The organism is Croceicoccus esteveae (assembly GCF_031846435.1).
Taxonomy (GTDB): Bacteria; Pseudomonadota; Alphaproteobacteria; order Sphingomonadales; family Sphingomonadaceae; genus Croceicoccus; species Croceicoccus esteveae.
On the sequence record NZ_JAVRHS010000003.1, the window covers coordinates 177,144 to 198,885 of the forward strand.

The following is a 21,742-nucleotide window of genomic DNA, read 5'->3' on the forward strand; positions in this document are numbered from 1 at the left end:
CATGGCACATGGCCAATGCAACTGTATCACCTGCAACCATCCGCCCGCATGAAGCTGCGCATTTTGGCGCGCTGGCAAGCGAGTGGTGGGACCCCGCCGGATCGTCGGCAATGCTGCACCGGCTAAACCCTGTACGGCTGCGCTTCATCCGCGAGGCAATCGACAGCCATTGGGGCGGCGACATCCGCTCGCGCCAGCCACTCGCGGGCAAGCGTGTGCTCGACGTTGGCTGCGGCGCAGGGCTGCTGACCGAACCGCTGGTCCGGCTTGGCGGCATGGTGACCGGGGTGGATGCCGCGGCGCAGAACATCGCTGTTGCTCGCGCGCATGCAAACGCGATGGACCTCGACATTGCCTATCATGCCGGCGAACTGTCCGCGCTGGACGATGGCCGGTTTGACCTGGTGACCGCCATGGAAGTCATCGAGCATGTTGCCGACAAGGGCGCGTTTGTGCATGCGCTTGGCGAACGGCTTGCCGATGGCGGGCTGATGGTCCTCTCCTCGCCCAATCGCACGGTGCGCTCGCGGCTGCTGCTGGTGGAGGGTGCGGAGCGTCTGGGGCTGGTTCCGCATGGCACGCACGACTGGTCGTCCTTCATCACTCCTGATGAATTGCGCGAACTGCTCGCAGCGGCGGGGCTGACGATGGGTACGCCGCGTGGTATCGCCTTTTCTCCCATGCGGGGGCTGCAATTGGCGGACGACATGGCGCTGAACTATATCGTTACCGTCACCCGCAACACCCCGTTACAGCCTGGCGTATAGCGCAAGGATGCGCGCATAGGCCCGTTCTGCCGCGGCTTCGTCGTAAACCGGCAAATCAATCACCGTCCAGCCGTGGTCGGCGGGATAGACTTCCACCTCGGAACCGCGCCCGGCCTGTTCAACGCTGGTTTTCAACACCTCCTTGACCGAAGGCTCCCTGGCGTCGTCGTTCCGGGCAATCGCGATCAGAAAAGCTGCCTCGCTTGCAGCGATAAGGCGGTGCGGGCTGTTCGGTGCATCTGTCACCAGACCGCCGCCGTGCAGCGATGCTGCCGCGCCGACCCGGGCGGGATTGGCAGCGGCAGTGCGGACAGCGAACGGCCCGCCCATGCAATAGCCTTGCGTGCCGACGCGCCGTAATTTGTCGACCGCCGGCTGCGCATCAAGCCAGGCGACAAATGCTTGCGAATCATTGACGATGCGCGCGTCGGTCAACGCCTCGCGCATGGGGGCGATCTTTGCCTGACCTTCTGGCGTGCGCCAGTCGCTGAAGCTTTCCAGCACCGGGGCACGCGCATTGCGGTAGTAAGGATTGACAGCGAGAACGGCAAAGCCTTCTGCGGCAAGGCGGCGGGCCATGATCTTGAACGCATCGCGCAAACCCGCGACATCGGGCCACAGCAGCACGGCGGGCGCGGTTCCAGTTGCAGGATACACCCAGAACGCGTCCGCCACGCCATCGGGCGTCGGGACCGTCACCATCTGTTCGCGCAAGGCGCCTGCCGCGATGCCGGGCGTGGTGCAGGACGCCGCCATCATGGCCGCACTGGCAGCGGCGAACTGCCGGCGCGACAGGCCCTTGCCCACAAGCGCCCGCTGTTCCGCGTCATCGGTATGTTCGTCGCACATGGCACTGCTCCCCTACAAAAGCGCAGCCTGCCACGCCGCATCGTCAAAGCCAATGATGACCGCATCGCCATGCTCCATCACGGGGCGCTTGATCATGGCAGGATGCGCGAGCATCAGCGCCAGCGCGCGTTCGGCATCAAGCCCTGCCTTTTCGGCATCAAGAAGCTTGCGAAAGGTGGTGCCGCGCCGGTTCAGCAGCGCCTCCCAGCCATGCACGGCGATCCAGTGCCGCAGCCGGCCCTCGTCGACGCCATGTTTCTTATAGTCATGGAAGGTGTAGCCAAGGTCGTGCTCCTCGAGCCAGTGGCGCGCTCTTCTGACGGTGTCGCAGTTGGGTATGCCGTATACCTTAACGGTAACCGACTGTCTTGACGGCTGGTCTGTGGTCATCATTATCTCGCTTCAGTCGGGCAGGCGATATAACTAAAAACGCCATGCTGTTTTAGAAGGATCTAAGCGGCAGCTAACGACCCCAATTAGAGCCATCCGGTCTCGCGCAACGTTTTTACCATTGCCCGGCTTACCGGGATTTCGATCCCTCCTAGGAGTACTAATCGAATATCGCGCCCTTGACGGCGATGTTGCACAACCGCGCTTCGCGCGACCCACCAACTGCGATGAACTTGTTCGCCTGTGCCGTCCGGCATCAGTTCGATAGCTTCGGCAAGCGACAGCAGGAGCATCTCGCTGCGATCTTCAGCGATCACACGGACATAATGATCCTCGACAGATAGTGCGAGGATTGATGGAAACCGGGTCTGAAGGCGTTCATGCAGTGCGGACTCTGGTACGCCGGCAATCTCATTTTCGCGAATATCCGGCGCACTATCATTATGCTTGCCGTGTTCGTTGCCTTCGTTTGAGGCGGAAGCCCGCCAGTAGATAATAAAGAACAACCCGAAAAAGCCGACACCAACGAGGGTCGCCCGCGGCCAGATTACCGAAAAACCTTCTCCGAGCGCCGCCTCAGGACCACCCAGAAACCACAGCACCGTCCACGCAATAGCTGCTGAGGACAAAGGGATTGCAAAGACATAGCCCCACAACTTGCTCAGGCCCAAAAGCCGTGCAGCGGCAGTTCCCACAATCGCGAGCAACCGCACCACCACCCAAGCAGCAACGAAGCCTACGAGCGCGAAGGCTAATCTCGCGCCGAGCGGTATATCGGGAAGTGAAAACAGGTTGAGCAGCGCGGCACCGCACCCGACTGCGGCGACAATACCGAACTCGGCCAGCAAGCGCTCACTGCGACTCAGCGACACGCAGACCATCCGCGAAAAGCATAGACCATCCACGCATCCCAGCGATAAGCGACAAGCGACGCATTCGTGCTTTCCCTGCAAATGAGGAATGATCAGATCGGTCATGAACACCTCCTACCCACTTACCGATCCAGGAAACAAGCATGCCATTTTCTACAACGTTTCAAGCTAATAAACCCGCACGACCTTCAAGCCTGGCGGTCACGGCTGCAATTACGATTCTGATCACAGTCATCATGACGGTGCTTTCAATTTTCTTTGGCGGCTTTGGTTCAACGGACGCGATGGCAAGCGAGGTACGCGGCTTCAGTCTACCTATAATTATCCACCTCACCACCGCTGTACCAGCCTTGCTTGTTGGGCCGGTGGTACTGTGGCGGCGAAAGGGCAATAATTTGCATCGGTGGCTTGGGCGCGCTTGGATTGGGCTGATGCTGGTGACCGCAATCGCGTCGGCCTTCATTCATTCGCCCGGCGCGGGCATTGCCGGCACCGGGTACAGCTTCATCCACATCTTCACAATCTGGACGTTGACCAATGTGCCTCTTGGCGTGTGGTTCGCCCGAAGTGGACGCATTGAAGCGCATCGTAGCGCAATGGCCGGGCTTTATGTCGGGTTGGTGATAGCAGGTTTGGCTACTCTGACTCCCGGTCGCTTGCTCGGCAATCTTGTCTTTGGCTGATCTGCGGGTGCTCCGCAGTGTTTTCGATCACTGTAGGACAAAGGCTCACAAGAATGTCAGTTTTCCACCCATGTTCGGCCGTCAACGCGCGCCTTGGATTTGCTCGCGATCCGCCATCTTTATTCACGTTTGTCCAAGGCCGCCGGATCCTGTTTGCAAAGGCCGTCCTACAGAGGCAAGTGTAACGGCTCGTTTCCCACGCGAAATAGCCCCGCAGCATGGACTTTCGCGCCGCAACTCACCAAAGCGTGGCGGCAAAGGAACCTTGCCATGAGCGTCAACATTTTCGGCCGCGTGCTGCGGTTCACCACCTGGGGCGAAAGCCATGGGCCGGCGTTGGGCGCGGTGGTGGACGGGTGCCCGCCGCGGTTGCCGTTGACAGAGGCGGACATCCAGCCCTTACTTGATCGGCGCCGGCCCGGCACCAGCCGTTTCACGACGCAGCGCAATGAGCCGGACCAGGTGCGCATCCTGTCGGGCGTGTTCGAGGGGCAGACCACCGGCACGCCGATTTCGCTGATGATCGAGAACACCGACCAGCGCTCCAAGGATTACTCCGAAGTCGCGGACAGCTATCGCCCCGGCCATGCCGATTACGCCTATGACGCCAAATACGGGTTTCGCGACTATCGCGGCGGCGGGCGCAGTTCGGCGCGCGAAACGGCGGCGAGAGTGGCGGCAGGCGCGGTGGCGCGCAAGATTGTCGGCGATGTGCAGATCCGCGCCTGGGTCGCCGAGATCGGCGGCGATGCGATCGATCCTGCCCGCTTCGACGCTGCGCAAATCGCGCTGAACCCGTTCTTCTGTCCCGATCCCGTGGCCGCCGCGCGGTGGGAGACGCTGGTCGACAGTGCGCGCAAGGCGGGATCATCGCTGGGCGCAATCGTCGAGTGCGAGGCGCGCCATGTGCCCGCCGGGTGGGGTGCACCGGTCTATGGCAAGCTCGATGCCGATCTTGCCGCCGCCATGATGGGGATCAATGCGGTAAAAGGCGTGGAGATCGGGGATGGCTTTGCCGCGGCTGCCCTGCGCGGCGAAGACAATGCCGACCCCATGCAGCCGGGCGCGGATGGGGTGGAATTCACTGCCAATCACGCCGGCGGGATTGCCGGCGGCATCTCGACCGGTCAGCCGGTGCGGGTGCGCGTGGCATTCAAGCCGACTTCCTCCATCCTGGTGCCGGTCCCCACGGTCAACCGCGCAGGCGAAGCGGCGCGGATCCGCACCAAGGGGCGGCACGATCCATGTGTCGGCATCCGCGGCGCGCCGGTAGTCGAGGCAATGATGGCTCTCGTGCTGGCCGATCATTTCATGCTGCATCGGGCGCAATGCGGCGCCTGAACCGTTGCGCTCAACTGCCCGCCTGGCAAAGCGCTTCGAGTGTTCGCTTCTCTCGATCAAATGGGCGTGATTGAGTTATTCTATCACTCACATCGGTTTTTGCCGCTTGGGGTTTGGCATTGGTCCTCTTATCTGAAGCTGGCAACACCAACACAGCAACCAGCAGGAGATGCACCATGGGAATTATCGGAAGCCAGCTAAAGCCGTTCACCGCCACGGCCTATCAGGCAGGCAAGGAATTTTTTGACGTATCCGACACGGACGTGAAGGGCCACTGGTCCGTGTTCTTCTTCTATCCGGCAGATTTCACCTTCGTCTGCCCGACTGAACTGGAAGATCTGGCTGAACAGTACGACACGCTGAAGAAGATGGACGTCGAGGTCTATTCCGTCTCGACCGACACGCATTTCAGCCACAAGGCATGGCACGACACGTCGGACAAGATTTCCAAGATCAAGTTTCCCATGCTGGGCGACCAGCTTCACACGCTGTCGAACAATTTCGGCGTGCTGCGTGAAACGATGGGTCTCGCCGACCGGGCAACGTTTGTCGTCGATCCCGATGGCGTCATTCAGATCATGGAAATCACCAGCGAAGGCGTTGGCCGCAATGCCAAGGAACTGGTGCGCAAGATCAAGGCCGCGCAATACGTCCGCGCTCATCCCGGTGAGGTCTGCCCCGCCAAGTGGGAAGAGGGCAGCGACACCCTGGCTCCTTCGCTCGACCTGGTCGGCAAGATCTGATCCTGCCGAACCTGATTGGAGCCCGATGACGGCTCTGATCACGGGGCCTTGATAGCAGGGTCCTGACGAAACAGCGCGCGGCCCGGGGTGGTTTGCCGTCCCGGGCCGTTCTGTGCCCGCACCTGCAACATCGCCGATAACAGTGAAAGCCGCGCTATCTTACCTGAAAATCAAGGAAACCGAACATGCTCGACGCCAATCTGACCCAGCAATTGCAGACTTACCTCGGCAATCTGAAAACCCCCATCGAGCTGGTCGCCAGTTTGGGCGACGATGCCAAATCGACCGACACCCGCGCACTGCTGCACGAAATTGCGGCTCTGTCCGACAAGGTCAGTGTGCTGGAAACCGGCACCAATGCACGCAAGCCAAGCTTCGACATCCGCCGCGCCGACGATCATGCCGCCGCCGTGACTTTTGCCGGACTGCCGCTGGGTCATGAGTTCACCTCGCTGGTGCTGGCCCTGCTGTGGGCAGGCGGACACCCGCCCAAGGTCGATGACGAAATCATCGAGCAGATCCGCCAGCTTGGTGGCGACTTCGACTTCGAGATGTATTTTTCGCTGTCATGCCACAATTGCCCCGACGTGGTGCAGGCGCTGACGCTGATGGCAATCTTCAACCCACGGGTAAAGGCAACGCTGATCGAGGGTGGCGCCTACCAGGACGAGGTGGAGCGCCGCGATGTCATGGCGGTGCCGGCGGTGTTCCTCAATGGCGAAGTGTTTGCCAACGGCCGGATGGACGTGAAGGAAATCCTCGCCAAGGTCGACACCGGCGCGGCTGCCCGTGCCGCAGAGAAGCTCGCTGCCAAGGATGTGTTCGAAGTGCTGGTGGTTGGCGGGGGTCCCGCCGGCGCGGCAGCGGCAATTTATACCGCGCGCAAGGGGTTCAGCACCGGCATCGCCGCCGAGCGGCTGGGCGGCCAGGTAATGGACACGATGGGAATCGAGAACCTCATCTCCGTCACCTATACCGAGGGACCGAAGCTTGCCGCTGCACTGGCCAACCATGTCGCGGAATACGACATCGACGTGATGGACCTGCAAAAGGCGACGCAGCTGATTCCCGCAACAGGTCCGGGCGGTATCCACGAAATCGTGTTCGATAACGGCGCCTCGCTCAAAGCGCGCTCGCTCATCCTGACGACCGGCGCACGCTGGCGCCAGCTTGGCGTGCCGGGCGAGGATGAGTACAAGAACAAGGGTGTTGCCTACTGCCCGAACTGCGACGGTCCGCTCTACAGGGGCAAGCGCGTCGGCGTGATCGGCGGCGGTAATTCGGGTGTCGAGGCGGCAATCGATCTTGCCAATATCGTCGGTCATGTGACTTTGATCGAGTTCGACAGTCAGCTTCGCGCCGATGCGGTGCTGGTCGACAAGCTGAAAAGCTTCCCCAATGTCGAGATCATCACGTCTGCGCAAACCACCGAAGTGACCGGCGACGGCACCAGGATGAACGGCCTCGCTTACAAGGACCGGAACACCGACGCGGAACACACGATTGCTCTTGATGGCGTCTTTGTGCAGATCGGGCTGGTGCCGAACACCGAATGGCTGAAAGGTTCAGGCGTCGAACTGACCCCGCATGGCGAAATTATCGTCGATGCGCGCGGCGGAACCAATTTGCCCGGGGTGTTTGCCGCCGGCGACGTAACGACCGTGCCATACAAGCAGATCGTGATCGCCATGGGCGAGGGGTCGAAAGCAGCGCTGTCCGCCTTCGACTATATCATCCGCACCGAGCCTGCCGAACAGATCGCGCAAGCGGCGCAGGAAGCTGCGCAGATCGCAGCGGAGTAACACCCGCGGCAGGGCGGCGGCGGGTTTCTCATCCTCGCCGCCGTTTCAGCACGACGTACAATGCGCCCTGCCCACCATGCCGCGGATGGGCCGGGCGAATTGCTGCTACACTGCCTGCATGAGGTCCGGCGGCGATCCAGTCCATCAGCTTGGCGCGAATTGCCCCACGCCGCTCGGACCGGTCTGCGGCATGAACCGGGCGCGGTTTGCCAGCCACGATCAGCAGCAGGCGCGCGCCTTGCGCCACCGCCTGCTGCAAACCCGCGTTGAGACGCGCATAGGCGGCGTCAAGCGTGTGCCCGTGCAGATCGAGGGTGAAATCAGGCGCGACACTGGCACGCGCCATTTTCCTATCCCATGAGGCATCAAGAGAGCCGCCATCGCGTATTTGCGCAGCCTGCCGCATCGGATGCGGCATGGCAGGCGAAACCTTGGGCTTCGCCTGTGCAATGTCCAGGTGCAGGGTTGTTGGCGTCCTTGCTGCAGCAGGGGCAGCACCACCGCTGGGCCCGAGGAGTTGCGCGGATTGCGTAGCATCCTTGCCGGATAGCTTGTTCACGGGTGCGCCATTTGCCCGCTTGCCGCCGTCGAGCGGGGTTACCGTTGCCGCAAGTTGCGCCCATGATCGCTGCTCTTCCGGCGACAGCTTGCGAGCGCCCGGACCCGTGTTCGGCAATGAACCTGCCGGCCTGTGTTGCCGGCCTGCCCCAAAAGCGCTTGATCTGCGAAAGCCTGGTTCCCCGTCACTCGTTCCGTCGCGGCGCAAGGCAGCCCACTCCCGTGTTCGACCCGATGTCTGACTTAGCGTCTGACTTGGCGCGCTGATCCGGCACCTTGCGGAACGGGTCGGAGCCAGCCGGTGAGCAGGTCAGGCAGCGTCGGTGCTTTCCAGCAGCCAGTTCGGCGCTGCTGCATCCACTCTGCGGCTGAAGGTCCAGACATCGTCGCTTTCAACCGCATCATCAAGCGACCCGGCGATCATGGCGCCGTCACGATCGTGTGTCATGGCAGCAATGTCGGCAAGAAAACGCACGGTGAGATGCGCCATCGGAGCGGAAAAGTCCGCAGCAGTAATCTCTGCCTGTTCGATCCGGATGAGGCGATTGCTCACCACCTCGCCTGCTTCGACGCGCGCATCGATGGCTGCGGCGAAACTTTCGTAAACACCGTCATCGCACAATTCCTGCAGAGTTTCCTTGTCGCCTTGCCAGAACGCCTCCAGGATCATGCCATAAGCGGAACGTGCGCCTTCGATGAAGCGGGCAGGTTCAAAGGTCCGATCGGCAGCAGCGATTTCCTGCACTGCCCGCCGCGCACCCGGCGCGACCGCGCTCATCGCCCGCTCCATGGCTGACGGGGCCGTCTGCTCTCCGGTCGGCTGGGCACGATCCCGCGCTGGCAGGGCACTCGCGTCGCGCGACTGCGATGGCGGGGGCAGCCTGCCCAGCGTTTCTTCCTCATGCTCCGCCCGGCGACCAAGCACCGAATAAAGCTTGTAGCCAAGAAACGCAGCAATCAGCGCAAGTATGATGATCTGAACCACAAAATCCATCCATAGCAGTGCACATCGATAGCAGTGCACAAGGGTCAAGGCACGATAATCAGGTACGAAACCTTTGCAAAAAGGGTCACGTCAGCCACCAGGCGGACTCGACATATCCAACCTGCACTACATAAGCAGCGTTTGCAATTCGACAACAGTACCGCGCGATGGAGACGCCTTTTTCACATCAGCCAGCCATCCTTGCGGTAGCTGATGTCGCCTGTTGCAGTGCCTGTGCAGCTGCACGCCTGCGTGTGCCTATGGTTGAAGCGCGCAGCGGCTGGTGCTACGCGCTGCGCCGATGTGTTGCGCCAGGGGCAGATGCGCCGGACGCGTTCTTGCACCAAACAGCTACAGGAAGTGAACAGGCATGGCCGAGCAAGGCAATGGTTCCATCGATACCGCAGGTGGTCACGGCAACGGCAATGGCGCCGATACGCAGCCGGCGATTGGCATGATTTCCCAGTACATCAAGGATCTGTCGGTCGAAAATCCCAACGCGCCGCGCAGTTACCAATGGCCCTCGCAGCCGCAGCTTGACGTGCAGCTCAACATCAATGCGCAAGCGATCGAGGGCGAGGTGCACGAAGTCGCCCTGAAGGTGACCGTGACCGCCAAGGCGGAAGAAGGCACCAGCTATATCGTCGATCTGGTCTATTGCGCGCTGATTGGCATGCGCAATGTACCTGACGATCAGGCGCATGCATTTCTCTACGCAGAAGCGCCTCGTATCCTGTTTCCGTTTGTCCGCAGGATCGTTTCCGACGCGGTGCGCGACCTCGGATTTGCTCCGCTCCTGCTCGATCCGATCGATTTTCAGGGGCTTTACGTGCAGCAGCTCAACCAGCGTCGCGAACAGCAGGGTACAGGTGGTGACATGCCGCCTGTCGGCAGCGCCTGACGCAGGCTGAACGGCTCGCGCTGCACCAGGCAACGGGCAGATGAGCCTTGTTCGCAACGTCGGCACGATCGGCGGGTTGACCGCAGTCAGTCGCGTGTTCGGCTTTGCGCGCGACATTCTTCTGGCGCGCGTGCTTGGTGCGGGATTGGCCGCCGATGCATTCCAGCTGGCGTTCATCCTGCCCAACACGTTTCGCCGGCTGTTTGCCGAAGGGGCATTCTCGGTCGCGTTCGTGCCCATGTATACGCGCGCCCTGCATTCCGCCGATGGCCCTGATGGCGCAGGCGGACTGGCTGCGCAGAAATTCGCCAATGATGTGCTGGCGGTGTTTGTCTGGGTGTTGCTGGGGTTCTCCGCGCTCGCCATGCTGGCCATGCCCGGCATTGTGTGGCTTCTGGCGAGCGAGTTCAAAGAAATCCCCGGCAAGTTCGAACTGTCGGTGACGCTGGCGCAAATCACCTTTCCCTACCTGGCGCTGGTCAGCGTGGTGGCAATGCTGTCAGGCGTGCTCAACGCGCGGTCACGCTTTGCGCCCGGCGCTTTTGTCCCGGTGTTGCTCAACATCGTTCTTATCAGCGGGATCGGCGTGGGATATTACCTGCGCGGCGACAGCGGGGACAATGTCGTTGTTGCAACGACGCTTGCGGTCGCGGTGGCAGTGGCGGGTGCGGCCCAGCTTGCCTACATGGCATGGGCCACCCGCAGGGTAGGTGTGGTGCTGACGCTGCGGCTGCCAAAGCTTACTCCCGAGGTCAGGCGGTTGGCCAAACTGATCCTGCCGGCAACATTCGGTGCGGGCATTTACCAGATCAGCCAGTTTGTCGATACGTTCTTTGCGACCTCACTGCCGCAAGGCTCGCTGACATTACTGAAGCTGGCCGACCGGCTCAATCAGATGCCGCTGGGCATTGTCGGTATAGCTCTGGGGACCGCCATCCTGCCTATGCTCGCCCGTCATATTCAGACAGACGACCGGGCTGGTGCGCAGCGCTTGCAGACCAATGCGGTGGAAATCGCCATGTTGCTCACCCTGCCCGCCGCCGTGGCGCTGGCGATTTGCGCCCCGGCATTCGCAACCGCTTTCTTTGTCGGCGGACAGATGACGCAGGCCAATGGCGACACGATGGGGCGCATCGTCATGGCACTGGTGGCAGGCTTGCCGGCCTATGTGCTGGTCAAGGTGTTTCAGCCTGCCTTCTTCAGCAGGGAGGATACCCGTACCCCGGTATGGATTGCCGCAGGCGCGCTGATTATCAATATCGCGATCAACTTTGCCGTGGTGCCGGTGTTCGGGATCGTCGGCCTTGCCGGGGCGACGGCATTTACCGCGTGGCTTAACGTCACGACTTTGTACGTCGTGTTGCACCGGCGCGGGTGGTACCGGGCTGATCTGCACCTTGTGGGCCGGATCGGGCGTCAGACAGCGGCGGTCGGGGTCATGGCCGTGGCGCTGTGGCTGGTCGTGCCGCTGATGGCGGAAAATTACAGCGGCGGCGCGCTCGACCGCGTCTGGTCACTTGGCGTGCTGGTCCTGGGCGGCGGCGCGGTGTTCCTGATGGGGGCATGGGTCACAGGAGCGATCGACGCATCGCTGCTGTCACAGCTGACCAGACGCCGGCGCAACGCCGGTGCAGCTGTTCGCGGCGCAGAAGCGGCCAGGGACCCGTCGCTCACCGAGCCTGCCCTGCCCGTTCTCCCTCCCGCCAACCCCGATGCAAAAGACACAGGACCGACATGATGCGCGTGCTTTCCGGAATTCAGCCTACCGGCAATCTTCATCTGGGCAATTATCTGGGGGCGATCGTCAACTGGGTAGCGATGCAAGATGATGTCGCGCGCGATGGCGGCGCGTGTTTCTTCTTCCTGGCCGACATGCATGCGATCACCGTCCATGAACAGCGCGAACAACGCATGGCGAATGTGCGCGACATGGCCGCAGCGCTGATCGCAGCGGGTATCGATCCTGAAAAAAGCGTGCTGTTCAACCAGGCGCGCGTGCCCGCCCATGCCGAGCTTGCCTGGCTGTTGAACGGCACGGCCCGCATCGGCTGGCTCAACCGCATGACGCAGTTCAAGGACAAGGCGGGCAAGAACCGTGAAGGCGCCAGTGTCGGCCTGTTCGTCTATCCCGTGCTGCAGGCGGCCGACATCCTCCTCTACCAGCCTACCCATGTGCCCGTCGGAGAAGACCAGAAGCAGCATCTGGAATTGACGCGCGACATTGCGGAAAAGTTCAACACGGACATGGGGCGGGACGTGTTCACCATTCCCGAACCGTTCATCCCGGAACAATCGGCGCGCATCATGTCCCTGCGCGACGGGTCGGCCAAGATGTCGAAGTCCGATCCTTCGGACATGAGCCGCATCAATCTGACTGACGACAATGACACCATTGCACAGAAGATCCGCAAGGCGCGCACGGACGCGGAACCACTGCCGGGAGATTACGCAGGGCTTGCAGGTCGGGCAGAAGCGCAGAACCTTGTCGGTATCTACGCCAGCATCACCGGGCTAAGCCGCGATGCGGTGTGCGCGCGCTTTGCAGGACAGGGTTTCGGCACGTTCAAGCCTGCGCTCGCCGAAGCGCTTGTCGCGCAGCTTGCCCCCATCCGCACCCGATATGAAGCGCTGCGCCGCGACGACAGCATCGATGCCGTACTGGAACAGGGCGCGTCGGCCGCAAGGCAGGCCGCCGAACCGACGCTGGCGGCCGCGTATGATGCGCTCGGTCTGATGCGGTAGGTCAGCATCACGCTTCGCATCTGTGCCAACGCTGTTCCACAGCAGACGCAAGCCGATCGCCGCAGATACGCTGTCGGACGACCTCCGTCACCTGCAGGGGCATTCAAGACCAGTTCATTGGCAAGCTGCTACAAACTGTGCATAATTTGCGTTACAGCGTTCCGGTTCACATGTCGGTCGCTTGACCAATATGGAGATCAGTCAATGACAATCCTCGCCAAGCGCGCGGTACGATGGATCAGCGCCCCGCTCCTGCTGGGCGCGGTTGCCGGCTGTGCCACGCCTTTCAAAGCCGATGTTTCGCGCTTCACCACACAGTTGCCGGCGCCGCAGGGCAACAGCTTTGCCGTTGTCGCGGATGATCCGGCTTTGGCCGGCGGGCTTGAGTTCTCGCAATACGCCGATGTCGTTGAAGCCGAAATGAGCAAGCTTGGCTACACCGAAGCATCATCGCCCGAAACTGCCGATCTGATCGTGCGGTTCGATTATGGCGTGACCGACGGACGCGAACGGATCCGCACGACCGGGTTTGCCCGCGATCCCTTCTACAACCCCTGGTACGGGTACGGCTTTGGCCGATCCTATTATGGCGGACGGCCGTGGGGATATGGCTGGTACGATCCGTTTTTCAGCTCCGGCCAGCAGGTAACCAGCTACACCGTCTATACCAGTGGTATCGATCTCAAGATCGACCGCAGGGTGGATGGGCAGCGTCTGTTCGAAGGCAAGGCCGAAGCTGTGTCACAGTCGGATCGGCTCCAATATCTGGTACCCAATCTGGTCGACGCAATGTTCACCGATTTCCCAGGCAATTCCGGGGAAACGCTGCGCATTTCCATTGCGCCTGAAGACCGTGAAAAAAAGGTGCGCCGCATCTCCAGATGACCTGCGGCAAACAGCTGGACAGGCCGATAATGGGGAGGTGGGCACGCGCCCGCCTCCTTGAACAACCCGTCTTCTGGAATATCAGGCACTGATCGTCAGCGGATCGGTTCCACGTCCGCGGCGCCAAAGCCGGTGGAGCCGAAGCCCGCCTCCCCCCGTGCAGTTTCATCAAGATGTGTCACTGGCAGCCAGGCTGCACGCCTGACAGGTGCCAGAACGGCCTGCGCGATGCGGTCGCCCCTTCGAATCTTGTAAGGCTCCTGCCCCAGGTTGACGAGGATGATTTTCAACTCGCCACGATAATCGCAGTCGATCGTGCCCGGAGCGTTGAGAACGGTGATGCCATGCTTCAGCGCCAGCCCGGAACGCGGGCGGATCTGCACCTCGTAGCCCTCCGGAATGGCAAAGGCGATGCCGGTGGCGATTGCCGCGCGGTCCCCGGCAGGCAGGATATGCTCCTGTGCCGAAACCACATCCATGCCTGAGGCCCCTTGCGTCGAATAGGCGGGTAGCGGCAAGTCGGCACTGCCGGGCAAGCGTAAGACCGGAATGGGGATGGTGTCAGGCAAGGTCATCGGCAATCCTGTCGATCAGTGCTGCGGCAACAGCGTGCTTGGGCATGGCATGCCAGTGTTCGGCTCCCGATGCGGTGACAAGGGTGATGGCGTTATCGTCCCCACCCATGACATCGCCCGAAACATCATTGGCAACGATCCAGTCGACGTCCTTGCGCAAGCGCTTTGCCGCTGCGTTACGGTCGACATCCTCGGTTTCTGCTGCAAAACCGATCAGCAGGCGGGGTCGCCGATCCGATTTTGCCAGATTCGCCAGAATGTCGGCATTTTCCACCAGCTGAAGCGGCGCAACAGCCGCAGATTTGTCCTTCTTGATCTTGCGATCCTGCCGTTCGGCCACACGCCAATCGGCAACTGCGGCCACCAGGATCGCCACATCGGCAGGCAAGGCGCTTTGAACTGCGGCCGTCATCTCCGCGGCGGTTTCCACGTCAACCCGCTTCACTGCAACGGGGGTTGGAAGTGTAACCGGCCCTGATATCAGCGTAACGCGCGCACCTGCGGCAGCTGCGGCAGCTGCAATCGCGTAGCCCTGCTTGCCGCTGGACCGATTGGCGATATAGCGGACCGGATCGATGGGTTCATGCGTTGGCCCGGCGGTTACAAGAACATGCCGCCCGGCAAGCCGGTGATCGGGCCGGTGATCGGGCCAGTGATCGAGCCGGCCATCGAGCCAGTGGTCGGCTGCACCGGGCGCACCATCGCTGCCTGTGCGGGCAAGGTCGCGGATCGCTGCCCATATCGAATGCGGATCGGGCAGACGGCCAGCGCCGTATTCTCCGCAAGCCATCGCTCCTTCGGCAGGTTCCATGACGGCAACGCCATCAGCGCGCAGCTGCGCGACATTGCGGCATGTGGCCGGGTGCTGCCACATGCGCACGTTCATCGCTGGCACGGCAAGCACCGGCTTGTCCGTCGCCAGAAGGAGCGTGGTCGCAAGATCTCCTGCAAGCCCTGCAGCCATGCTGGCCAGCAGGTCAGCGGTGGCCGGACACACCACGACCAGATCGGCCTGCCGCGAAAGCTGGATGTGTCCCATCTCCACTTCGTTCTGAAGGTCCCACAAGCTGGTGTGTACAGGCTGCTCGCTCAATGCGGCAAGCGTCATGGCGGTCACGAAATGCGCGCCACCTTGCGTCAGCACACACGTCACCTTGCCGCCTTCCTTGCGGATGATGCGGATCAGCTCGCATGCCTTGTAAGCCGCAATACCGCCACCCACGATCAGCAGGATGTTCAGCCCGGCGGCGTTCTGGCTTGTACCCTTCTGATCCACGTCCTGCTCGCTCATGTCACGATGCTTGCCGCCACCATTGCGTAAACGGCTGCCCCGCCCAGCGCCGCGGCAAGCAGATACCGGGCCCAGCTGCCCGCCTCGCCGCGATCACGGCGTTCCCATACCAATGGCACGTGCGGCAGCGGCGGGGCCTGCGGCGCGCCGCCTGCTGGCGGAAAGCGTTCCTCGACCCGGCGGACCAGGTCGGGCAGGCCGAGCAAGGTGCGCAGATCTGTCCGGATGCGATCGGCAAGCGCCGCTTCGGGGCCAAGTTCGTCCCTGATCCACTCGCGCACGAACGGCGCGGCGGTGTCCCACAGGTTGATGCCGGGATGCAGGGATGTTGCGATGCCTTCGACCATCACCATCGTCTTTTGCAGCAGCAGGAGGTGCGGCTGCGTCTGCATGTCGAATTCGCGTGTGATCGCAAACAGACCGTCGAGCATCTGTCCGACGGAAAGTTCGCTGACCGGCTTGCCGCGCATCGGTTCGCCGACGGCCCGCAATGCAGTCGCGAATTCCTCCACCGAATGATGCGCCGGCACATATTGCGCTTCGAAATGAATTTCAGCGACCCTGCGGTAATTGCCCGTGGTAAGACCGTACAGGATTTCGGCGAGCCAGCTTCTGGCGCGCCGGTCGATGCGGCCCATGATGCCGAAATCGATCGCGACGATCGTGCCATCCGCCTCCACGAACAGATTGCCCTGGTGCATGTCTGCATGAAAGAAGCCGGCACTGATCGCCTGACGCAGGAAGGCCAGCACCAGCCGGTTGGCGATATCGTCAAGATCGTTTCCGGCAGCCAGCAGACGCTCGCGATCGGCAATCTTAATGCCGTCGATCCATTCCATCGTCAGGACCCGGCCGTTGGTGCGGTCCCAGTCGATGTCGGGCACGCGAAAGCCGGGTATAGCGGCCACGCCCTGCGCCAGTTCAGAAGCGGACGCCGCTTCCCTACGCAGGTCGAGCTCGCGTGTGGTCCAGCGTTTGAAATTGGCGATGATCAGCCGGGGGCGCAGGCGTGCCGCCTCTCCTCCGAATGCTTCCAGATGTGCTGCGGCCCATTCAAAGGTTTCGATGTCGCGGGCAAACTGCGCGCGCACATCCGGCCGCTGCACCTTTACAGCAACAGTGCGGCCCTGCAGCGTCACCGCCTTGTGCACCTGCGCAATTGAGGCAGCGCCGATAGGGATTTCGTCGATGCTGGCAAACAGCGCGCCGATCGGCCGTTCGAAGCTGCTCTCGATGACATGGCAGATACGCTCGAATGCAACGGGCGCCAGCGAATCCTGCAGGCTGAGCAGATTGCGGGCCGCATCCTCGCCGACCAGATCGGGGCGGGTGGCGAGCGTCTGGCCAAGCTTGATTGCCGCGGGGCCGATATCCTGAAACGCCCCGGCGTAGTCGGGAACACGCGGCTGCCGGGTGCCGAACCGGGCAATCCGGCACAGACGGCGCACCTGTGGCGGTGTTGCCGGATTGTCTTCGACGATGCGCAGCGCTCCGTGCCGGGCAAGCGTCCGGCCCCAGCGCAGCAGCCGCAGGATGTGAGTGGCGGGACGGGTCATTGGCGGATCAGGTTTTCCAGCCCGAATGCATGGCGACAAGCCCGCCCATGATCGGCTCGACCCGGGTTTGCGTGAAACCGGCTGCTTCGATCATCTGTTGAAACGCCGGCATGGTCGGAAACCGGCGGATCGATTCCACCAGATAGCGGTAGCTGTCTGCGTCCCCTGCGATCTGCTTGCCGATGCGCGGCACCAGATGATGGGAATAGGCGTCGTAAACCTCCCGGAAACCGGCCCATTGCGTGGTCGAGAATTCAAGGCACCAGAACCGGCCGCCATGGCGCAGCACCCGATACGCCTCTGCCAGCGCCTGGTCGATATGCGTCACATTGCGGATGCCGAAGGCGATCGTGTAGGCGTCGAACGATTGATCGGCAAAGCTCAGGCTTTCAGCGTTCTGGCAGGACCAGACCAGCGTATCGATGCCGCGCTTTACTGCCCGGTCCAGCCCCACGTCGAGCATGTCCTGGTTGATGTCGGCGACAGTCACGCGTGCACCGCGCTCCGCCATGCGAAAGGCGATGTCGCCGGTCCCGCCCGCCATGTCTAGGATCTCCTCACCGCCGCGCGGCTTGACCCGGCGCACGAAGCGATCCTTCCACAAGCGGTGCATGCCGCCTGACATGGCATCGTTCATGATGTCATATCTGCGCGCCACATTGGTAAACACCGCGCCGACCCGCGCGGTTTTTTCCGCCGGCGCGACGTTCTGGTAACCGAAGGATACCGTGTCGGTGTCGGTGTCGGTGTTGGTGTCGGCGTCGATGCGACTGCCGGTATCCAATTGCCCTGGAGCGAGCGGCGAAACTGTCAGCGTCCGATCGGCCGGTGCGTCGGTGCGCTCTGCAGGATCGGGAACGCGGTCGGTAGAGAGTGGATCATCCATGGCTAGGCCGTTTAGAATGGATCGCTGCACAGGCAAAGCAAATAGGTCGCACCATCCGACGCAGTGGCATTATCGTTGACAGGTCGGGCACCAGAACGTGCTGCGTCCACCCTGCACCATGCGCTTTACCACGCCGCCGCAGCGACAGGGCTGGCCCTCACGGCCATAGACCTGCCATTCACTGGCAAAATAGCCGAGTGCGCCATCGGGTTGAACGAAGTCGCGCATCGAAGATCCGCCGGCCGCAATTGATTCGTTCAACACATCCCGGATCGCCGGGACCAGCCGCTGCAAGGCCGGCTTCGACACCGCGCCCGCCGCCTTGTCCGGACGGATACGGGCGCGATGCAGCGCTTCTGCAACATAGATATTGCCAAGCCCGGCGACGATCCGCTGATCGAGCAGCATGGTTTTTATTGCCGATTTGCGCCCGGCAAGCTGCGCCGCCAGTTTCTGCGGCGTCAGTTCCTCGCCAAGCGGCTCGGGACCCAACCCTGCAAAAGGAGCAAATTGCGCCAGGCAGTCCGCTTCTACAAGGTCAACGGAGCCAAACCGGCGTGCATCGTTGAGCGCCAGCAGCCGGCCATTGCCTGTTTCCAGCACCAGATGATCGTGTCGGTCTAGTTCTGGCGGATCGATCCGCCAGCGCCCCGACATGCCAAGGTGAAAGACCATCACCAATCCGCGAAAATGGATGAGGCCGTATTTCGCGCGGCGCGACAGATGGGTTACCCTGGCTCCGGTAAGTGCCTGCACCAGACCGGCAGGGAACGGCCGGCGCAGATCCGGCCGGCGCACCTCTGCACGCGTGATCGTCTCGCCTTCCAGACAGGCTGCCAGACCGCGCACGGTCGTTTCGACTTCGGGCAATTCAGGCATGCGTTGCCATATAGGCAGTCAGCACCGCACCGGCAAATCCACAACGGCCAGAGGCACGCTGTACCGGTCAGCTTTCCAGCTGGCGCAGCAGCGAGCGCACATCGCCGTCCATGTCGGCATCGCGCGTGCGCAGATCCTCGATCAGCCGAACCGCGTGAATGACCGTGGAATGGTCCCGCCCACCGAATTTGCGCCCGATTTCCGGGTAGGATCGCGGCGTCAGCACCTTGGCGAGATACATGGCCACCTGCCGCGGGCGTACGACGGCGCGAGCCCGCCGCTTGCTGGCCATTTCCGATCGGTCGAGCCGGTAGAACTGGCAGACCGTGCGCTGGATCTCGTCGATCGTAATGCGCCGGCGGTTCGCCGACAGGATGTCGGTAAGCTGTTCCTCGGCCAGTTGCAGGCTGACCGGCTGGCCTGTCAATTGAGCATAGGCAATGAGCTTGTTGAGCCCGCCGACCAGTTCGCGCACATTGCGGCTGATGGTGCGGGCTAGGAATGCAATCACGTCTTCGGGCACATCGCTGGCAGTAAACCGCGCCAGGCGATGTTCCAGTATCTTGCGGCGCAGGCCCATGTCGGCAGGCTGGATATCCGCGACAAGCCCCATCGACAGCCGCGAGAGCAGCCGCGGCTCAACCCCATCGAGCGCCTGCGGCGCCCGGTCAGCGGCAAAGGCGAGGCGCTTGCCTTCGGCCAGCAGTGCATCGATGGTGTAAAGCAGTTCCTCCTGTGCACTCGCTTTGCCGATGATGAACTGGATATCGTCGACCAGCAGCATGTCGAAGCCGCGCAACCGCGATTTGAACTCCATCATGCGGTTCTGCCGCAAAGCCTGCACGAACTCGACCATGAAACGCTCGGCCGAACAGTAGAAGATGCGCGCGCCCGATCTGGTCGCGGCGAACTGATGGCCGAGCGCATGCAGCAGATGGGTCTTGCCCTGTCCTGTCGCGGCCTTGAGGTAAAGGGGCGAAAACTGCGGCGGCTCGACAGACGCCATGCGTTGCGCTGCATTGCAGGCCAGGACATTGCCTTCACCTGTGACAAAGCTGGCGAACGTCAGCATGGCATCGAGCCCCGCTGATGCGATCTCCTCCAACCCGTCGGCAGGACCGGCATGCGCATGCGTTCTGTCCAGACCCGTTTGCACGCGACGCGGCGCCTGAACCGCAGCGGCGGTGGGCGTGCCAATCTTCATCTCCGGCAGTTTGTGGCGGCGCGGGTCGACCCCGATCCGCACATTGCGAACATCGCTGCTGGCGATCTTCCAGGCCAGTGACAGACGGTCAGCGAAGCGGTCCATGACCCAATTGGCGGAAAATTCGGTCGGCAGATACAGATCGAGCGTGCCGGTATCGGGGCACAGCGCGCCCAGCCTGACCGGCTTGATCCACTGGCTGTAAACCTGCTGTCCCAGATCCTTGCGCAGGCCGGTGCAAATGTCTGCCCAGTCCGCCTGCAGATCCGCATCCGTTTCGCCTCCGCCAAGGGCAACGCGTTCTTTGGAGGCGCCGGTGGATCCGGATTTCGCCGGCCTCGCGTGAACCGCGTGCCGGTCTGCCATGTCTGCACGACCTGTCGTCCTGTCGGTGTCGTCGGCCACGCTGCTTGTTTCCTCGTTCAAAAAACCGGAGCCAGAAAATTCTGGCTTATTCAATGTATGCAAGCGTGCAGCTGTCCCGCTGGCTGGCCTTGCGTCGTTTGCAAAGCCTCCGGCTGCACTGCGCACTTGTTCCTCATGGTCCACCGATCGCGCCTGCGCTCCAGTTGCTGCCTCCAGATCGGGCATGCCCCTCACGGACTGGCGGTCCACGCAATCATGTAGCTCTCGCCGATCAGCCTTGATGGCATCGATCGGAGGGTGCCCTGATAATCTCTCGCGCAGCACGTCCGACCTTGCAATATTCATGCCAATCCACCCCTGCCCCCACACCTACGTGCAGCATCACACGCGCCGCAACTGCCGCACGCCTTGATCAATCATCTGCGCATCATCAGGCCGCCGCCTTAACCCCACGCATTCATCCGCTTTGCCGGTCGACATCCACACGAGCAGTGCGGTGGGGCGCAAAGCTGCCGACCACACCTGCCGAACAGAACGGCCGAACAGAACGGCCGACCCATGCTTCTGCACCTTGCTTCCGGCATCTCGCTTCCGGAATCCTTGCTTCCGACACCCTCGCTCGTGATGTCTTGGCCACATGCGAAGCACCGGAGCCTCAATTCACCATCTGGCTCGCCGCCGATGAGCAGTTTTGTAAAGTCATCGCGCCGGGTGCGGCAAGGGCCGGCCTGTAAAAAAACTGAAATAATGCGGCTTGACTCAAGCGGGCCGGCACTGCCCCCGCTGGCAGCAATAAGATACTGGTTTCGAAACATTTTTGGATTCATGCAAAGCACAGAATCATTGATTGTGCTGGTTTTGGCCAATCGCCGGATGCACCAGCAAATGGTGACGCACAGACCTTCTCGCGCGGGCAGCAAAAAGGCCGCCGGATCGCTCCGGCGGCCTTTTGCCTGCCCTTGCCCGCCTTTGCCTGCCAGCGACAGGGAAGGGACGAATCAGATACGCATGCCTAGCGCATGATCAGATCGACGCAACGCGCCGCGAAAGACGCGACAGCTTGCGCGACGCGGTATTCTTGTGAATGGCGCCGCGGGCAACGCCACGGGCAAGCTCGGGCTGCGCTGCCGACAAAGCCGAACGCGCTGCTTCACCGTCACCCGAATCGATCGCGGTCTCCACCTTCTTGATAAAGGTGCGAATGCGGCTCATCCGGTTGCCATTCACTTCTGCGCGTCGTTCGTTGCGGCGGATGCGCTTGCGCGCTTGCGGCGTATTGGCCATGTCGATCCTTTGTATGGCCAGGCAGCCTTGTGGGCAGCAGACGGCCGTCCTTGATGAAACTCTTCCTTGCCTGCTGCTTCTGGCATGCGTGCCAGAACGCAGGGGCGCGAAATCCATGCGCAACAGGCAAGCCCCTGCACAGGAAAGCGCAGCGCATAGCGCTCGCGTCCTGCATCGTCAAGC

Annotated in this window: 21 protein-coding genes; 9 read left to right on the top strand and 12 right to left on the bottom strand. The window is 62.0% G+C overall.

Annotated features, from left to right (window positions below; translation table 11 throughout):
* Window positions 1–8: 8 nt before the first annotated feature.
* Entirely contained in the window at window positions 9–767 is a 759-nt protein-coding gene (ubiG, locus tag RM533_RS06065) for a bifunctional 2-polyprenyl-6-hydroxyphenol methylase/3-demethylubiquinol 3-O-methyltransferase UbiG (protein ID WP_311340315.1), read from the top strand.
* Here the strand turns inward: ubiG and RM533_RS06070 are convergent.
* The 3 genes from RM533_RS06070 to RM533_RS06080 form a co-directional block, all read right to left on the bottom strand.
* On the bottom strand, window positions 750–1,616 hold the full coding sequence (locus RM533_RS06070; RefSeq protein WP_311340316.1) for a dienelactone hydrolase family protein: 867 nt from the start codon (window positions 1,614–1,616) through the stop codon (window positions 750–752). The genes ubiG and RM533_RS06070 overlap by 18 nt on opposite strands.
* A 12-nt stretch (window positions 1,617–1,628) precedes the next feature.
* On the bottom strand, window positions 1,629–2,006 hold the full coding sequence (locus RM533_RS06075) for an ArsC family reductase (RefSeq protein WP_311340317.1): 378 nt from the start codon (window positions 2,004–2,006) through the stop codon (window positions 1,629–1,631).
* An 86-nt stretch (window positions 2,007–2,092) separates the two neighbouring features.
* Window positions 2,093–2,983, bottom strand: coding sequence for a LytTR family DNA-binding domain-containing protein (locus tag RM533_RS06080; protein WP_311340318.1), 891 nt, complete (start codon window positions 2,981–2,983; stop codon window positions 2,093–2,095).
* Between the two features lie 38 nt (window positions 2,984–3,021).
* Between RM533_RS06080 and RM533_RS06085 the strand changes: the two genes are divergently transcribed.
* The 4 genes from RM533_RS06085 (at window position 3,022) to ahpF (ending at window position 7,447) form a co-directional block, all read left to right on the top strand.
* Window positions 3,022–3,561 (top strand): DUF2306 domain-containing protein, encoded by a 540-nt coding sequence (locus tag RM533_RS06085; protein ID WP_311340319.1) that lies wholly within the window; start codon window positions 3,022–3,024, stop codon window positions 3,559–3,561.
* Between the two features lie 270 nt (window positions 3,562–3,831).
* Window positions 3,832–4,902: a chorismate synthase gene (gene aroC, locus RM533_RS06090; RefSeq protein ID WP_311340320.1), complete on the top strand. Its 1,071-nt coding sequence runs from the start codon at window positions 3,832–3,834 to the stop codon at window positions 4,900–4,902.
* Between the two features lie 176 nt (window positions 4,903–5,078).
* Window positions 5,079–5,645, top strand: a complete 567-nt coding sequence (gene ahpC, locus RM533_RS06095) for an alkyl hydroperoxide reductase subunit C (RefSeq protein WP_311340321.1) — start codon at window positions 5,079–5,081, stop codon at window positions 5,643–5,645.
* Window positions 5,646–5,830: 185 nt separating this feature from the next.
* Window positions 5,831–7,447: an alkyl hydroperoxide reductase subunit F gene (gene ahpF / locus RM533_RS06100; protein WP_311340322.1), complete on the top strand. Its 1,617-nt coding sequence runs from the start codon at window positions 5,831–5,833 to the stop codon at window positions 7,445–7,447.
* Between the two features lie 28 nt (window positions 7,448–7,475).
* On the opposite strand, the gene RM533_RS06105 is transcribed toward ahpF, so the two are convergent.
* Both RM533_RS06105 and RM533_RS06110 read right to left on the bottom strand, forming a co-directional pair.
* On the bottom strand, window positions 7,476–8,123 hold the full coding sequence (locus RM533_RS06105; protein WP_311340323.1) for a Smr/MutS family protein: 648 nt from the start codon (window positions 8,121–8,123) through the stop codon (window positions 7,476–7,478).
* A 192-nt stretch (window positions 8,124–8,315) separates the two neighbouring features.
* A complete protein-coding gene (locus RM533_RS06110) occupies window positions 8,316–8,999 on the bottom strand; it encodes a Tim44/TimA family putative adaptor protein (protein WP_311340324.1) in 684 nt (227 codons plus the stop codon).
* A gap of 361 nt (window positions 9,000–9,360) precedes the next feature.
* On the opposite strand from RM533_RS06110, the gene secB reads away from it, so the two are divergent.
* From secB to RM533_RS06130, 4 genes are all read left to right on the top strand, one after another.
* Window positions 9,361–9,891, top strand: coding sequence for a protein-export chaperone SecB (secB, locus tag RM533_RS06115; RefSeq protein WP_311340325.1), 531 nt, complete (start codon window positions 9,361–9,363; stop codon window positions 9,889–9,891).
* A 40-nt stretch (window positions 9,892–9,931) separates the two neighbouring features.
* Window positions 9,932–11,629: a murein biosynthesis integral membrane protein MurJ gene (gene murJ, locus RM533_RS06120; RefSeq protein ID WP_311340326.1), complete on the top strand. Its 1,698-nt coding sequence runs from the start codon at window positions 9,932–9,934 to the stop codon at window positions 11,627–11,629.
* On the top strand, window positions 11,629–12,633 hold the full coding sequence (gene trpS, locus RM533_RS06125; RefSeq protein ID WP_311340421.1) for a tryptophan--tRNA ligase: 1,005 nt from the start codon (window positions 11,629–11,631) through the stop codon (window positions 12,631–12,633). The genes murJ and trpS overlap by 1 nt, the downstream gene beginning before the upstream one ends.
* Window positions 12,634–12,837: 204 nt before the next feature.
* On the top strand, window positions 12,838–13,518 hold the full coding sequence (locus RM533_RS06130) for a DUF4136 domain-containing protein (protein WP_311340327.1): 681 nt from the start codon (window positions 12,838–12,840) through the stop codon (window positions 13,516–13,518).
* Between the two features lie 95 nt (window positions 13,519–13,613).
* On the opposite strand, the gene dut is transcribed toward RM533_RS06130, so the two are convergent.
* From dut to rpsT, 7 genes are all read right to left on the bottom strand, one after another.
* Window positions 13,614–14,093, bottom strand: a complete 480-nt coding sequence (gene dut, locus RM533_RS06135; protein WP_311340328.1) for a dUTP diphosphatase — start codon at window positions 14,091–14,093, stop codon at window positions 13,614–13,616.
* On the bottom strand, window positions 14,080–15,384 hold the full coding sequence (locus tag RM533_RS06140; protein ID WP_311340329.1) for a bifunctional phosphopantothenoylcysteine decarboxylase/phosphopantothenate synthase: 1,305 nt from the start codon (window positions 15,382–15,384) through the stop codon (window positions 14,080–14,082). Before RM533_RS06140 ends, dut begins: the two co-directional genes overlap by 14 nt.
* A complete protein-coding gene (gene ubiB, locus RM533_RS06145; RefSeq protein WP_311340330.1) occupies window positions 15,381–16,940 on the bottom strand; it encodes a 2-polyprenylphenol 6-hydroxylase in 1,560 nt (519 codons plus the stop codon). The genes RM533_RS06140 and ubiB overlap by 4 nt, the downstream gene beginning before the upstream one ends.
* A gap of 7 nt (window positions 16,941–16,947) precedes the next feature.
* Window positions 16,948–17,826 carry a class I SAM-dependent methyltransferase gene (locus RM533_RS06150; RefSeq protein ID WP_311340331.1) on the bottom strand — a complete coding sequence of 293 codons (879 nt, stop codon included), beginning with the start codon at window positions 17,824–17,826 and terminating at the stop codon, window positions 16,948–16,950.
* Between the two features lie 69 nt (window positions 17,827–17,895).
* Window positions 17,896–18,705, bottom strand: a complete 810-nt coding sequence (mutM, locus tag RM533_RS06155; protein WP_311340332.1) for a bifunctional DNA-formamidopyrimidine glycosylase/DNA-(apurinic or apyrimidinic site) lyase — start codon at window positions 18,703–18,705, stop codon at window positions 17,896–17,898.
* Window positions 18,706–18,772: 67 nt separating this feature from the next.
* Window positions 18,773–20,314: a chromosomal replication initiator protein DnaA gene (gene dnaA / locus RM533_RS06160; protein ID WP_432265038.1), complete on the bottom strand. Its 1,542-nt coding sequence runs from the start codon at window positions 20,312–20,314 to the stop codon at window positions 18,773–18,775.
* Between the two features lie 984 nt (window positions 20,315–21,298).
* Window positions 21,299–21,559, bottom strand: a complete 261-nt coding sequence (gene rpsT / locus RM533_RS06165) for a 30S ribosomal protein S20 (RefSeq protein ID WP_311340333.1) — start codon at window positions 21,557–21,559, stop codon at window positions 21,299–21,301.
* Window positions 21,560–21,742 lie beyond the last annotated feature (183 nt).

Excerpts from the sequence above, each read along its gene's own strand:
- ubiG (WP_311340315.1), top strand. The coding sequence starts at position 9 with ATGGCCAATGCAACTGTATCACCTGCAACCATCCGCCCGCATGAAGCT.
- RM533_RS06070 (WP_311340316.1), bottom strand. The coding sequence starts at position 1,616 with ATGTGCGACGAACATACCGATGACGCGGAACAGCGGGCGCTTGTGGGC.
- RM533_RS06075 (WP_311340317.1), bottom strand. The coding sequence starts at position 2,006 with ATGACCACAGACCAGCCGTCAAGACAGTCGGTTACCGTTAAGGTATAC.
- RM533_RS06080 (WP_311340318.1), bottom strand. The coding sequence starts at position 2,983 with ATGACCGATCTGATCATTCCTCATTTGCAGGGAAAGCACGAATGCGTC.
- RM533_RS06085 (WP_311340319.1), top strand. The coding sequence starts at position 3,022 with ATGCCATTTTCTACAACGTTTCAAGCTAATAAACCCGCACGACCTTCA.
- aroC (WP_311340320.1), top strand. The coding sequence starts at position 3,832 with ATGAGCGTCAACATTTTCGGCCGCGTGCTGCGGTTCACCACCTGGGGC.
- ahpC (WP_311340321.1), top strand. The coding sequence starts at position 5,079 with ATGGGAATTATCGGAAGCCAGCTAAAGCCGTTCACCGCCACGGCCTAT.
- ahpF (WP_311340322.1), top strand. The coding sequence starts at position 5,831 with ATGCTCGACGCCAATCTGACCCAGCAATTGCAGACTTACCTCGGCAAT.
- RM533_RS06110 (WP_311340324.1), bottom strand. The coding sequence starts at position 8,999 with ATGGATTTTGTGGTTCAGATCATCATACTTGCGCTGATTGCTGCGTTT.
- secB (WP_311340325.1), top strand. The coding sequence starts at position 9,361 with ATGGCCGAGCAAGGCAATGGTTCCATCGATACCGCAGGTGGTCACGGC.
- murJ (WP_311340326.1), top strand. The coding sequence starts at position 9,932 with ATGAGCCTTGTTCGCAACGTCGGCACGATCGGCGGGTTGACCGCAGTC.
- trpS (WP_311340421.1), top strand. The coding sequence starts at position 11,629 with ATGCGCGTGCTTTCCGGAATTCAGCCTACCGGCAATCTTCATCTGGGC.
- RM533_RS06130 (WP_311340327.1), top strand. The coding sequence starts at position 12,838 with ATGACAATCCTCGCCAAGCGCGCGGTACGATGGATCAGCGCCCCGCTC.
- dut (WP_311340328.1), bottom strand. The coding sequence starts at position 14,093 with ATGACCTTGCCTGACACCATCCCCATTCCGGTCTTACGCTTGCCCGGC.
- RM533_RS06140 (WP_311340329.1), bottom strand. The coding sequence starts at position 15,384 with ATGAGCGAGCAGGACGTGGATCAGAAGGGTACAAGCCAGAACGCCGCC.
- ubiB (WP_311340330.1), bottom strand. The coding sequence starts at position 16,940 with ATGACCCGTCCCGCCACTCACATCCTGCGGCTGCTGCGCTGGGGCCGG.
- RM533_RS06150 (WP_311340331.1), bottom strand. The coding sequence starts at position 17,826 with ATGGATGATCCACTCTCTACCGACCGCGTTCCCGATCCTGCAGAGCGC.
- mutM (WP_311340332.1), bottom strand. The coding sequence starts at position 18,705 with ATGCCTGAATTGCCCGAAGTCGAAACGACCGTGCGCGGTCTGGCAGCC.
- rpsT (WP_311340333.1), bottom strand. The coding sequence starts at position 21,559 with ATGGCCAATACGCCGCAAGCGCGCAAGCGCATCCGCCGCAACGAACGA.